Source organism: Alkaliphilus metalliredigens QYMF (assembly GCF_000016985.1).
In the GTDB taxonomy this organism is placed as follows: Bacteria; Bacillota; Clostridia; order Peptostreptococcales; family Natronincolaceae; genus Alkaliphilus_A; species Alkaliphilus_A metalliredigens.
The window spans coordinates 2,437,462-2,451,227 of sequence record NC_009633.1 but is presented as its reverse complement, the minus strand read 5'-3'; the positions used below and the strand labels follow the sequence as shown (position 1 = coordinate 2,451,227).

The window sequence follows — 13,766 nt, the reverse complement described above, 5'->3', positions numbered from 1 at the left end:
CAACTCCTTCCCCATGTAGTTGGCTTTCCCAACCTCAGAGTTCTATGGGTTGATCCGAACCCTGTAATGTCATCGACCGTCCTATTTTTCGGTTGGATGGGTCTACCAGCTTATCACTGGAACCTACAGAACCTACTGATCCTCCCAAGTTCCTGACATTTCTCTTCATACATGCCATGTTATAGGACCCCGACAGACCCTCAAAAATCTCACTATTAACGATTCCTTTGTATTGACTTCCGTGACGTAAAACACGTCGTCATCTGCATTTTCCTATTTCTAGGTACGCGATTTATGGGGCTGAATATGCTTCAGGGATTACGGTCTCCCCTATGGCCTATATGATTCTCGGTGTCGCTTCATCTTTATTGTCGCCAGTATCAACGCAACACTTGATACAGGTGGTTGGTTAGACCTTACCTGACTTGGCGCACTAACGTTCTGCATTTGCGACGCTAACGAACCAGACCCCCGAAGCTTTGCCCTTTACGCCAAATGCGTTGTTATGTGCAGTATCTTACGAAAGTTTTTGATATCTTTATGTATATCAGCTGCAAACATATGTACCGTCAGGATTCCGTTGAAAACTATCATATGCTCCTCCACAGACATATGTTCCATCTGGATTCTCTTGGAAGCTGTCGTATACCCCTCCACAGACGTATGTACCATCTGGATTCTGTAGGAAACTATCATATGCTCCTCCACAAACATATGTGCCGTCAGGATTCCGTTGGAAACTATCATATGCCCCTCCACAGACGTATGTACCATCTGGATTCTGTAGGAAACTATCATATGCTCCTCCTAAAACATATGTACCATCTGGATTCTGCTGAAAGCTGTCGTATGCCCCTCCACAGACATATGTTCCATCTGGATTCTGTTGGAAGCTGTCGTATGCCCCTCCACAGACATATGTTCCATCTGGATTCTCTTGGAAACTATCGTATGCCCCTCCACAGACATATGTTCCATCTGGATTCTCTTGGAAACTATCGTATGCCCCTCCACAGACATATGTTCCATCTGGATTCTCTTGGAAACTATCGTATGCTCCTCCACAGACATATGTTCCATCTGGATTCTCTTGGAAACTATCGTATGCTCCTCCACAGACATATGTTCCATCTAGGTTTTGTTGAAAACTATCATATCCTTTATATATCTTTACTTTTTTCATACCTGCCTCCTTATAAAATTGGTTGTTTTAGAAACATTAACTCATTCATTTTCCTTACTCACTCACTATGCTATTTGTATAGCCAAGAACGTTTCGCATTGCCGAAGCCTTTGAGCTGGACCCAAAAGGAATACCTCTTGGCGGAGCTTGTCTCCCAGCGAAAAGCTTTGGGTCGGAGCGCAGCGAAGCCGGCAATGCACTGTTAGTTGATGTCACAAACCTATCCCCTTTACTATCGTACATTAAAAAAACGATGATTTGCCATAGTATTTACATAATCATTCCACATAGGGTCATTATCACAGAGGTTTTATAATTCTACATTTAATATGCATATAGATTACTTTTGTTTTTTAAACTTCGCTGAACCGTGGTTGAAATGATCTGTCAAAGGTTCTTTACATTCATGTATTATTTCACCAGTATCTTTATCTTTAATTATTTCAACATATTGATTGTTTTCTCTATCAATTATCCTAGTTTTATCTACCCATGTATTATTTGATATTTTCTTCTCATCACCATATATAAATTCCTTAACTGGCTTTTTTGTTCCTTCTTTTTTAGCTTTCCCACGCAGTTGTTCATGAAAGCTTACCTTATCTGAAAAACCCATACATACAGTCCTTTTACTTGAACGACACTTTTGACAAGCATCACTTTCGTTACTTAACAATTCACCACAATCAGTGCACTTTATAGTTCTATCCACTTAATGACCCCCTAAATAATTTATACATGCTATCTTTATAATATTAAACTTATGCAGTTTAACAAAGATACTCTTACAGCAAATGTCCATCTAATTTTTAGCAGCACCAGCCAAATTAATTACCCAACGCTCTACCCCGATATTGTGATTTCAACTAACTAGTAATATATTGCACATAAGGTTTCATTACCGACATCAAGTTCGCTTTTTACGTCATTTTCAGTGGTATTCACGAACTAAAGTTCGGTATTATTTACTTATCTGCAAAACACTCAGTTATATGTTAAATGTCTTGTACTATACCTAATAAGTCTTATTAAAGTTTTATTACAATCCATCTAGTTGTTCATCTTCCCATCGTACAAATATACCATTAGTAATTTTCTGTCAATATTGGTCGATTTATGAGTTAATTAATAGGCTTGTTTCTATTGTAGCAATATTTACCAAGTCACACAAACATAAAGGCCTTCTTTTCAATATATTCGTCCGACACTATACGACAAATTACTTGTTTCATCCATTAATAAAAGCCCGTTAGGACTATGTATATTTAGGATAGTAGGCATGCATAATTATTTAATCTCTCAAAAACTTTTTCTTTTTTGCTATAATATAAACCATATAAAACTAATTAACTGGGGGCTCTCAAATGAAAATTGCAATCTATTCAAGAAAAAGTAAATTCACAGGTAAAGGTGACTCTGTAGAAAACCAGATCACTACTTGTAAGGAATATATAGAAAAGCATTTTGGTGAATCTAGCATAATGGTCTATGAGGATGAAGGCTTTTCAGGTGGGGATACTGATCGTCCGCAGTTTCAAAAGTTAATTAAAGATGCTGAGTCTAAAAAATTTGATGTCCTGATATGCTATCGTCTAGATCGTATCAGTAGAAATATCTCTGACTTTGCAGGAACCATAGAAATGTTAGAAGAGAATAACATTGCTTTTGTATCTGTTAAAGAGCAATTTGACACTTCTACGCCCATGGGCCGTGCTATGTTATATATCGCTTCTGTCTTCGCTCAGCTGGAGCGTGAAACAATTGCCGAACGGATTAAAGACAATATGTATCAGCTTGCTAGGACCGGTAGATGGTTAGGTGGTAACCTGCCCACTGGCTTTGGATCTGAACCTGTTGTTTTTATTGATGAAAACTATAAAGAAAGGAAGCTCTACTCCCTCTCCCCTATTGATGAAGAGCTGGAGATTGTGAAAGAAGTATTTGAAAAGTACATGGAGCTTGGCTCCATGTCAAAGGTGGAAGCTTATTCTTATCAGCAAGATTTCAAAACTAAGAACGGAAAATTCTTTGGAAAAAATGCAGTCAAATCCATTTTGACTAACCCTGTATATGCTAAGGCTGACAAGTACTCATATGAGTATTTTAGTTCCTTGGGTGCTCAAATTGCTAACCCTGCTAATGAATGGAATGGTACACACGGGATCATGGCTTATAATAAGCAACAAATTAAGAAAGGTAAATATCCTCGATTAAAAGATACATCTGAGTGGATTATTGCGATAGGTAGACATGAAGGTATCATACCAGGAAAGGAGTGGATCCAGGTGCAAAGTCAAATTGGAAAGAATCGAGATAAGGCTCCTAGACGTGGTACTTCTTATGCAGCTATGTTATCAGGTATACTTCGTTGCAATTTCTGCGACTCATATATGCAAATTAAATATGATCGCGTGGTAAAGTCTACTGGGAAGCGAAGATTCTATTATATGTGCAACACTAAAGAAGTATCCAAGGGGTCAAAGTGTCAATGCCCTAATCTACCAGGAGAAAAAACTGATCAAGATGTCATTGATACTTTGAAATATATGATTGATAATGGATTACTTGAGATGTTAGATAAGCAGCAAAAGAAGCTTGGAAATAAGAAGAATCAATCGAAGGATATATACAAGCAGATTGAGAAGAATCAGAAGGCTATTGAGAACCTCGTAAAGCAGCTCTCTGAGAATGAAAGTAGTACGGTGACTAAATACATCATTGCTGAGATGGAAAAGCTAGAGAAGGACAATACGGAGTTACAGCGCAAACTTGAAATTGATACAACTCCTTCAGAGATACTTAATATTGAAATCTTGAAAGCTGCACTGATTATTTTTAGAGACACAATAGATCATGTGCCTTATGAAAAGAAAAGAGACCTTGTGAAAAGCGTTGTAAACAAGGTGGTGTGGGATGGTAAGGAACTAATCATTGATGTTTTAAAGACTCAGTAGTTTCGTACATATAGCATCGTCTATTTGTAGTGGTGCTACTATCGTATTGTTGTTATCTGTCAATTTTCTCAGCTCCTTTACATTAATTGTTTTTAAAAAATTCTTTGCTATTTACACCTTCACTTACTGTACAATATGATCATTTGTTAAATTAGGTGCTAGTAAAGAGTCTTTTTTATCATAATTTTGCATATATTTCTAATAAAATTGATGTAGGAAGTGATAAAATGCCATTCTTAAGAGAGTACGAATTTATTGTTAAGAACAAAAGTGGGACGGTTTATAATTTTTATTTGAATGAAAACCATCATATTGAATACATTTATACAGATGCCAATGGTAAATGGCTTCAAAAGAATCAGGTTTTCCAGAAAAAAACCCTTCAATTTTCTGTTACATTGGATTCTTCTAATCAAATTCATATTATCAGCTATACTTCTACAGGAGATCTTTATTATCATACGTTAAAGGGTGGTAGATGGAACCATCGTCTGTTGATGAATTATCCTAAAGGTACTTATCAGATTTTTTATCCAGTGATTAAATCAATTAACGATGCCATCCACATATTTTATTATTTAGTCCATGGGAAAAATAAGGGAAATGTATTCTTGCTACACCTTGTTAATAATCAAGATGAATGGAATCGAAATGAAGTACTTCATTGCACCTATAACCAAGTAATCAATCCCTATAAAATCCTGAACAATCAATCTAAAATATATGCACTGACCACATCATTACAGAATAATTACGAAGAAGTTTCCTTAACCTCCTATGATTTAGCAGATAAAACTTGGGATAAAGATTCGATTCAATTAACATCTGATCCCATACAAAAACTTTACACCGATGGAATCCTGACATCACCAGACCACCTCCATATCACATGGAGCCAATATGACCAAGAACGACTTACGGTTCACCACCTGAATTATCACTTAACTGAGGATAGGCCCTTATCAAGTACCAAACAAATCTCAACTGGTTTAAATGCCTCTTATCCTACATTGATGGGATATGACGGCAAACTGTGGTGTCTATGGGTTGAAATCAATCAATTGTTTTCTTCTCATTCATCTACCGATGGTCTAGAGTGGTCCTCACCGATTGGAATAGATGAAAGTAGACATTTGGATTTTAGGCGATATCGTTTTATTACAAATGATATTGAAGAGACAAAAAAAGTAATGTGTGATTTTTTATTCGGTACCCTTTATCCTAAAATACAATTTATAGGTTTTGGAGGTGAAGTAAATGATGAAGTACAGCGGGATCAATAATAATTTCATCCCGAAAAGCTCCGAGAACATTGAGCTACAAGATTTAAGTGTCTTAGAAGATCTAGCGCCTTTAAAAGAAGAAAATCATCATCTTACGAATGAAAACAAAAGTTTAAATGATGAAATCGAGAAATTTACTGATAAGATCATTTCGATGGAAAAGGAACTTGCCCAAAAAGAAAATGAAGTCTTTAGTTCAAACAATATGATTATGGACCTACAGAATCGCCTAAAGGAATACGAAGAGTATACAGAACAGTTTCATGAAATAGAAAGCCTACACACTCAAATCACTGAATTAGGGGCGGAGAATAACGACCTCAAGAATGAAATTTCCACACAAAAAGAACATGTGCAAATGCTCTATTTAGTCATGTTGATCTTGGCTATTGCTTGATCCTTACATTTTCTATTTTAAACCTGCAAAAACCTTTAAAGTTATACTTTAAAGGTTTTTAGACTGCACATTCATCTTTTAAATTATATTTCATCAATTTTTACAGCTGTTTATAATGATTGCTCACCATTTTCCGATACCACTTAACGGATTCAAGTTTATAATCCCAATGGTATTTACTTATTGTCACTTCACATGCAGTGGGTAACGCAATCATAAATGCTTCTTCCTGCTCTTTTTCACCCAGAATATTTATGATTATGTTTATGACTTCATTTGTTAACTGATCATCATAGAAAACAATTGGCTCTGCTAAAAATGTGTAAAAATTCTTAGTCCCATTCTTTTTAGTTGCTCCAAGTCTTTTAATTATTAATAGTGTTAAGGGTGTCTGTCCTTGGTTTTTATTAATCACAAATTTTTCTATAGTACAATTTTCCTCTTTCCACTGATTTAACTGTACCTGTAGTGGCAGGCGCCTATCGCTTGGTATGAAATGAGTTCCTTCTATTTCACTTATGTTGATATTTTGGGAGGAAACCATTTCAAAATCTATGGGACTGTTCTGTTTATTTAATTTAAACAGACTGGTACTTGTAAATTCTACAAACCCTAAATGCTTTACTTTATCTAAGGCTAAAGGACAGCAATCATCAGTCATATCAACATAATTACATTGTGCTTTCCTAGCGACTGCGCTTATGAAATTTTCGATATATTTTAAATTAATCTGACTCTGATATTTCTTTTCTAGCTGCAATGCAAATATGTATACATACTTACCAAAGGGCATGGGTTCTTCATACAAATTAATCCCCAAATATCCAACAACTCTTTTTCTGTTTGTCATTACATAAAATTGATTCTGACTTCCCCAGCCTTGCTCTCCATGCTTCTTAATTGCTTCTCCTACTTCTTTAGGTAACTCACCATTAAATTTTTTTAATGAAATCAGAATCAAACGATTACTTCCTTCATCGACATCTGATATGATGCCATTAAAATTTTCAACCTTTTCTATTAAAGCTTTCAATTCACCCATAATCATTTTCTTGAATTTTATTATTTCCTCTTCTTCATCATTGATCGGCTTCTTAAATTGATCATGCATAGACACCCTCCTTTTTATTAACATCATATTACCGAGAGTGCCATCATATTACAACAAAGCCACACCCTAAGGGCGTGGCTTTGTGTCATTCATTTGTTTATATATATATTCGCTGGTCATGAGAGATAGCAGCGCACCATAGGTTAAATCAAATGTTAATGTGCTTCCTATTTGATGCTGCATATCACAGTCGGTGATATCCACGATTAGATGATCACTACTTCCTCCCAATATGATGACATTCACATTAACTGGTCTGATGGCGTGAGTTCCTATATCCTGCTTTCCAACAGCTAAGATAGCTCGTTTTCTCACTCCTTTATCTTCAAAACTCGGTTTGTTACCAAAGGCATCCATGCCTATTTTACCAATAGGAATAGAAGGCTTCTCTTTAATTTCAATGATTTCTGCTTCTAGCTGAAATATATCCTGATGGGTACCTGGAATGACATTGCCATAGGCACTTTCTGTTCCTAGGACAATGGCTTCTCCTAAGCGAAGAAGATTCACCTCTTCAAGCATTCGGCCTTCTTGTACCATATAGATACTACTTGAATTGCCGCCACTGATAATTTCAAGCTTTGTTCCTAATACGGCTTCGATTTCACTAGCATAGGCGATTAACCTGCCTAGATTTTCTTCATCTGGAATGACGCCACCATAGCAGGTGAGGTTTGTTCCAATCCCCACTACCTTAATTCCTTTGAGATTTTTGATTTCATCTAAAGCCAACTTCAGTGCTTGGCTATCAAAAATTCCTTCCCTTAAATCACCTAAGTCAACCATCAAAATAATTTTGTGGGTTTTATGCTGTTTTTCAGCAGCTTGGCTTAGGGCAATGATTGTTTCGACTTCTGAATTTAAACTAATATCGCAATACTTTACAACATCATCTACACGACTAATCATCGGTAGTCTCAGTAGTATTTTAGGCAAGGACAAATCCTTCATTTTTTTTAAATTCTCTACCCTTGAGTCGGCTAGGTATTGAATCCCACCATCAATCATTGCCTGGGCGATTTCTGGCCTGCCGCCAAATACCTTGGTGACACCTGCTATGGCTATACCATATTCATTACATTTTTCAGTCATGACCCTTGCATTGTGCCTTAGTTTAGCTAAGTCTATCGTTACTTTTGGGTTCATTTTATCACTCTCCATATAATCCTAAGCTTTGCTTCATTAAGCTTAAAGCAGCTTCTGGGTATCTTTTTGATAATACCCCTAATGAAGCCATAATATAGGCTTCATCGATTAAAATTTTTGCTTCCTTTGTAGGCATAAGTGAATTTTGATGACTTTTCGTCGTTGCTTGATTCAAGAGATGTACTCTGTTTGGAAGTCTTGTTAAGGCTCCTCCCGTTCCTATGATAAACTTCACATTTGAAAGGTCCTTTCCCTCAGCCACTGTGGTTTTACCACCAGGGCCATAGAGGTGTCTCAGCTTCCCCACATGTCTTTCCAATGCCACAAGAACAGCTTCTAGGGTCAGTCTTTCAACAAATTTGATTTCTTCAGATGTTTTAGGGATGGGTTGATGTGTTTCAACTAGTTTATCGATGTCTAGACCGAGCTCTTCCTTCAGGTTTTCTACCCCAATATTACTTACGATATTTTTCATATTGATATATACCCCTAGGTCTCCCTCAACGGTACGTTTAGCCATGGGTTCAGGACTTAGCAATATACGGTTGATCTCTTCACTACCCTCTGTGACAGAATGCAGATCTGTGGTGGCCCCCCCTACATCAAATGTAATGAGGTCTCCTATATGCTGCTGTAAAAGCTTTGAGGCCTCCATTACAGCCCCAGGGGTTGGAATAATAGGGCCATTAACCATTTCCCTCACTTTTTTCATCCCCGGTGCATGGATAATATGCTCTTCAAAAACATCCTGGATGACTGCTCTTGTAGGCTCAACATTGAGCTGATCAATCCTTGGATAAACATTATCAACAATATAGAGTTTATTTTTTGTATCCTTAAATATTTCTCTCATCTCTTCTTGATTTTCAATATTACCAGCATAAATCACCGGAATATCAAGATTCATCTGGGCAATCTTTTCTGCATTTTCTATGGCGGTATCCCGTTCACCATAATCTACACCACCGGCAATCAAAATAATATTTGGACTTTTTTCAGTGATTCTGTTGATATCAGTCCTTCTTAGTTTACCTCCAGTTACCTGGTGTATGATGGCCCCAGCACCTAAAGCTGCTTCTCTAGCTGCCCTTACGGTCATATCATAGACCAACCCATGGACAGTCATTTTAAGTCCCCCTGCTGCACTACTGGTTGCTAACATCTCGTCATACTGAATCTCATCTACTCCAAGATTTCGACTCAAATCATCAAGTGCCCCTTGTAGGCCTATGTTCACATCTCCCTGTAATACAGAGGTAGGAGCCTGCCCCTGGCCTATAAACTTAGGCCAAGGGGTATGGATCTCCTGAAATGCATTGACAACCGTTGTTGTACTACCGATCTCAGCGACAATAACATTAATCTTCATTTTTCATTTCTCTTCTTTTTTCAATCAGGAAAGTCGCCACATTGATCCCCTTACTTCCCCGTCCAAAACCAGCGTCAACTCCCTGTGCAACCGCCTTCTCAGGTGTTACTTGGGTTCCTCCACATAAAACCATCACACGATCACGAATTCCTTTTTCGATACATAGTTCGTGGATTCGTTTCATACTTTTATAGTGAATATCATCGTGACTGATAATGGTAGAAGCTAGAATTGCATCTGCATTTAATTCAATCGCTGCGTCAACAAGCTTCTCTAAGGAAACAGAGGTTCCTAGATAATGACAATCGATACCATATTTTTCAATACCACCGTGTTTGATATCAATTATTTCTCTTAATCCTACGGAATGCTCATCTTCTCCTACGGTTCCAGCTACCACTTTCATTGGAGTCTTTTCAATGTCTTCTCGAATCTCATCTTCTGACATAACGATTGGCTCTGGCGGAATGACCAGTGTAGAGGTATCGATTGAAAATCCAACCTTACCCTTCAATTCGATCCTGGTTCCTTCAGATGTCTGCATCACTTCTTTGTGTATGACTTCAACATCCTCTAATCCCATTTTTTTAGCAATTTCTAAAGCAGTAAACTCTGCAACTCTCTTGGAAGCAGGTAAGAACAGATTAAGCATAATTATGCCATCTCCCATCCACTGTACCTCTGGTTTCACATGAGTACTCTCTCTTAATTCCTTTGTTTCCTCTAATCTTACGTTTACATTATCAACCTCATCTAATTCATCAATATAAACGATTTTTTCTGGTTTCTCAAAGGTACAACCACCAATTAGCTTAGATGGGTTATCTACTGCTGAAGGATCGTATTGTGCTACATTGTTATGTCCAAAATGAGCAGTAACCGGGGCAAAATAATCTTCATCTCGTTCATAAATTGTTCCTGCACCGACTCCACCATCCATTTTTCTCGAGATTCCATCTCCATTTCTTTCAGGGTAACAACCAGAATCAACAAAGAATCCCTGCTCTACGGCATTGAAGTATCCGCCTACTTCCAATACTTCCTCCATAAATAAGACAGCTCTTTCCTTTAGTTCTCTTGATTTCTCTCGAAGGATACCGTCATCCTTTAATTGAATCATATCCATTAATCCATCCATCCCTACCAATGCTTGCTTGGCGGTGTCAAGACCTTCGATATTATATATATGCCAAGGTACATTTCTTCCTTCATCCGGCGTAATGGTAGATTGAATCTCTGCCCGTGTCAATTTAGAGATTAATAAATTCAATACATGTGTCACCGTGGCTTCACGAGTTGAGGATTCCATATATTTTGTATTCATTTGGGCTCTCATCTTGTACTCTTTAAATATTTCTCGTAGTGCAACTGCATAGGGAAGATCCAGGGTCATTGATGGTGCTGGTGGCGCTGTGGGTGGAACCGTTGACAGGCATATATTTTCCTTTTTCATACCCACCTTTACAGAATACATGGAGTTTAATGCATGCTGTACCATTAATTCTGGCATAACCTTCCAGGCTTCTCGAGCTGTGGCATTGGCATTATGTGCTCCATCTATTTGAGCAATATCTGCCCAAACCATGGCACTTTTTGCCTCTGCTGCATCTACAAAGGAGCGTAGCATATTAATGTTTCGATAGAGCACATTGTATTGGGGATCTTGATGTGCGCCATTCACACCCTCTTCTGCAAACATAACAGAAATTTCCGGTCCAGCCACACCACTAATATAAGAATGATAATTGATTGGTCTACCTACTTCATCTTCAATCATATCCAGGGCTTTTCTTTGGGCTCTGACTTGCTTTCTAGTAATAGGGATACCACCGCTTCCCTGTGGTGTTCCTTCAACTAATCCATCAAAATGACTCTGTCCTGCAGTTCGAATCACCATGATATGGTCAGCACCATGCCAAGCGGCCATCCTCATACGGCGGATGTCATCCTCAAATCTCCCAGAAGCAACCTCTGTTGTAATCACACAGTCAGGTTGAGGGTCAATATCACCGAAATACTTAGCTGAAGGTAATGGAACACTATTTTTCAGTGGGGTTGATGCATCACGATATTGAAAAGGCCCCATAGATAAGTTTTCTTCTTTTGTTCTCCAAGTCCACCCTCTTCTTTTCGGTGTATATGACTCCAAGTCCTCTAATATGTTTTTGATATCTAGCTTTTCATTGGGTTTCAGTTCCATTATTTTTCACCTCCGTTGAATATGGTCATGACTTCGTCCCATAGTCTTCCTTCTAGTAATTCAAGGCCTGCTTGTCGAATGTCCATTTGCTTTTCTTTTGCCAATCTGTAAACCACATGTCCAGCTCCTTTACCCATCAACCCACGATCCATTACACCTTCAACAATACTTTTCGCTTCTATACTAGAGAATCCCATGCGTAATAAAACAGATCGCTCAATGGAAGGAGATGTGTATTTTCTTCCCATTTCAATCAAAGGATCAACTGCTTTCTCAGCTAAATCCCAAAACCTTTGTTCTACTTGCTCTTCTGTTAAATCCTGTAAATGTGCTCTTCTCTGTTGAAAATCGTCCGCTCTTTTCATTTATTGCACCTCCGCGTTATTATTCTATGATCTCTATATTCAATTCGCTTAGTTTTTCTCTTACAAAGGATTCAGTTCCCTTGCATTCTTCTATGATGAACTGAAGATCAGTGTTAGAAATTTTATCAACTTCATTAATTTTAATACAATTTTTAATATAAGAAGCTCTTAATTGATTAACATCGATATCTCTTGCTTTAATCAAAGAGGGATGCTCCGGAAAGATAATATTTATTCCTTGTTTTTCATCTTCTGGATTTCCAAACAAAATTTCAATGCCATTTTCCTTGGCAAAATGTAATTGAGGCTGAATATGCTTTCCTGCACCTGTATATTCTGTTTCTTGTACCACAATGATTTGATCCGCATCCATCTCTTGGGCTAAACTAAAGGCTGCAACTAAAGATGTGTTACCGGCAGGCCCTCTTTCTAATCCCTCTAATTGGGCTAATGCCTCTGTCATATAGAATACTTCTCCTTGGTTGACTAAAACGTATCGATCCATATAACGAAGTGGTCTTGCTGCGGATCGAGGTACATCTGAACGGTCTGGCCATGTGGCAAAGGGGATCCCAAATCCGGTATGCCCTGTTGTGAAGGATTTTTTATTAAAATGATTATCGCTTGCCATATGCAATCCCTTTAGATTCACACTGGCAGCAACAATCCTTACGCCATCTGCTCCTGCTTTCATTAACCCTCTAGCTGTTCCCGTGAGGTTTCCTCCCCCTGCGTTTGTACAGACAACAACATCTGGATCCCGTCCTTCTTTTTCCCTAAACTCCATGGCCAATTCATATCCTAATGTTTCTACCCCTGCAATTCCAAAGGGCGTATACAAGGAAGCATTAAAGTATCCGGTTTCTTCTAATAACTGCAAAAATATATAAAAAAGCTCAGGTCCCACAGTTAGTTGTAATACTTCTGCTCCGTAGGCCTCACATTTCCTTGCTTTTTCAATGATCTCTGGTTGTCCCTTACCGGTACTATCATAGCACTCTTGTACAATGATACACTTTAGCCCCTGCATTGCGGCTTGGCTGGCTACAGCTGCACCATAGTTTCCACTAGTTGCTGCAATCACACCCTTATATCCTAACTTTTTTGCGTGGTAAACTGCATTGGCGGCTCTTCTTGCTTTAAAGCTTCCTGAAGGGTTTGCTGCTTCATCTTTAATGAAGATTCGGGCACCCTTCCCTTCTGGTGCTAGCTTTCTAGCTAAACCAGTTAGATTCTTCAACTCCAATAAAGGTGTGTTGCCTACGCCAGATTCCCCTTGAATGCTTTGCATTTCCTGTAGAGAATAACCAGTCTCTCTCATCATTCTTTCATAGTCAAAGGAAATTCCCTCTAGTTCAAAATCACGATAGTCAATACCAACTGATTTAATCATGATTTCTGATTTTCTATTCATAACCCCTTGATAACTTTGGTCTTTATTTGACATCGGATTGCCCTCCCCATAAAATTTCTTTTAATTGAAGGCCTATTTTTAGTAATTCAGGAACGCATCTGCCAAAATCATGATCATAATAGGGGTTGATTTCCACTAACGTGCCCGTGACGATCCGTCCTGTAATCGTTTCCACTGAAACAACATCCCCTACTTTCACATCTTCTTCTCGTAAAAATCCCTTAATCCACATTTCCAAGGGAACTTCCTTGGTATCATCTGGTACCTGGGGTGCTCTTTCACTTGGCTCCATGACGATGTCATGAATTCGTACCCATGTTCCTTTTTCTATTTTCATATCTGGA

General features: G+C 38.2%; 13 protein-coding genes. 3 read left to right on the top strand and 10 right to left on the bottom strand.

Annotated features, from left to right (window positions below; all coding sequences use genetic code 11):
- Positions 1-34: 34 nt before the first annotated feature.
- From AMET_RS26915 to AMET_RS11755, 3 genes are all read right to left on the bottom strand, one after another.
- The gene (locus AMET_RS26915; RefSeq protein WP_278184249.1) at positions 35-169 is read right to left on the bottom strand and encodes a hypothetical protein; all 135 of its coding nucleotides are present in this window, start codon (positions 167-169) and stop codon (positions 35-37) included.
- Positions 170-547: 378 nt separating this feature from the next.
- Positions 548-1,183 (bottom strand): hypothetical protein, encoded by a 636-nt coding sequence (locus tag AMET_RS11760; RefSeq protein WP_012063508.1) that lies wholly within the window; start codon positions 1,181-1,183, stop codon positions 548-550.
- Between the two features lie 340 nt (positions 1,184-1,523).
- On the bottom strand, positions 1,524-1,895 hold the full coding sequence (locus AMET_RS11755) for a hypothetical protein (RefSeq protein WP_012063507.1): 372 nt from the start codon (positions 1,893-1,895) through the stop codon (positions 1,524-1,526).
- A gap of 652 nt (positions 1,896-2,547) precedes the next feature.
- Between AMET_RS11755 and AMET_RS11750 the strand changes: the two genes are divergently transcribed.
- The 3 genes from AMET_RS11750 to AMET_RS11740 all read left to right on the top strand — a co-directional run bounded on the left by AMET_RS11750 (position 2,548) and on the right by AMET_RS11740 (position 5,817).
- Positions 2,548-4,137 carry a recombinase family protein gene (locus tag AMET_RS11750; RefSeq protein ID WP_012063506.1) on the top strand — a complete coding sequence of 530 codons (1,590 nt, stop codon included), beginning with the start codon at positions 2,548-2,550 and terminating at the stop codon, positions 4,135-4,137.
- A gap of 227 nt (positions 4,138-4,364) precedes the next feature.
- Positions 4,365-5,420 (top strand): hypothetical protein, encoded by a 1,056-nt coding sequence (locus tag AMET_RS11745; protein ID WP_012063505.1) that lies wholly within the window; start codon positions 4,365-4,367, stop codon positions 5,418-5,420.
- Positions 5,395-5,817, top strand: coding sequence for a hypothetical protein (locus AMET_RS11740; RefSeq protein WP_012063504.1), 423 nt, complete (start codon positions 5,395-5,397; stop codon positions 5,815-5,817). Before AMET_RS11745 ends, AMET_RS11740 begins: the two co-directional genes overlap by 26 nt.
- A gap of 100 nt (positions 5,818-5,917) precedes the next feature.
- Here the strand turns inward: AMET_RS11740 and AMET_RS11735 are convergent, their stop codons facing one another.
- The 7 genes from AMET_RS11735 to ortA form a co-directional block, all read right to left on the bottom strand.
- On the bottom strand, positions 5,918-6,928 hold the full coding sequence (locus tag AMET_RS11735) for a hypothetical protein (protein ID WP_012063503.1): 1,011 nt from the start codon (positions 6,926-6,928) through the stop codon (positions 5,918-5,920).
- A 66-nt stretch (positions 6,929-6,994) separates the two neighbouring features.
- On the bottom strand, positions 6,995-8,074 hold the full coding sequence (orr, locus tag AMET_RS11730) for an ornithine racemase Orr (RefSeq protein WP_041720726.1): 1,080 nt from the start codon (positions 8,072-8,074) through the stop codon (positions 6,995-6,997).
- 4 nt (positions 8,075-8,078) lie between these two features.
- Entirely contained in the window at positions 8,079-9,443 is a 1,365-nt protein-coding gene (locus tag AMET_RS11725) for a GlmL-related ornithine degradation protein (RefSeq protein ID WP_012063501.1), read from the bottom strand.
- Positions 9,433-11,643, bottom strand: a complete 2,211-nt coding sequence (oraE, locus tag AMET_RS11720; protein ID WP_012063500.1) for a D-ornithine 4,5-aminomutase subunit OraE — start codon at positions 11,641-11,643, stop codon at positions 9,433-9,435. Before oraE ends, AMET_RS11725 begins: the two co-directional genes overlap by 11 nt.
- Positions 11,643-12,008, bottom strand: a complete 366-nt coding sequence (locus AMET_RS11715; RefSeq protein WP_012063499.1) for an ornithine aminomutase subunit alpha — start codon at positions 12,006-12,008, stop codon at positions 11,643-11,645. Before AMET_RS11715 ends, oraE begins: the two co-directional genes overlap by 1 nt.
- A 19-nt stretch (positions 12,009-12,027) precedes the next feature.
- On the bottom strand, positions 12,028-13,455 hold the full coding sequence (gene ortB, locus AMET_RS11710; protein WP_012063498.1) for a 2-amino-4-oxopentanoate thiolase subunit OrtB: 1,428 nt from the start codon (positions 13,453-13,455) through the stop codon (positions 12,028-12,030).
- Positions 13,445-13,759 (bottom strand): 2-amino-4-oxopentanoate thiolase subunit OrtA, encoded by a 315-nt coding sequence (ortA, locus tag AMET_RS26265; protein ID WP_012063497.1) that lies wholly within the window; start codon positions 13,757-13,759, stop codon positions 13,445-13,447. The genes ortB and ortA overlap by 11 nt, the downstream gene beginning before the upstream one ends.
- Between the last annotated feature and the right edge of the window lie 7 nt (positions 13,760-13,766).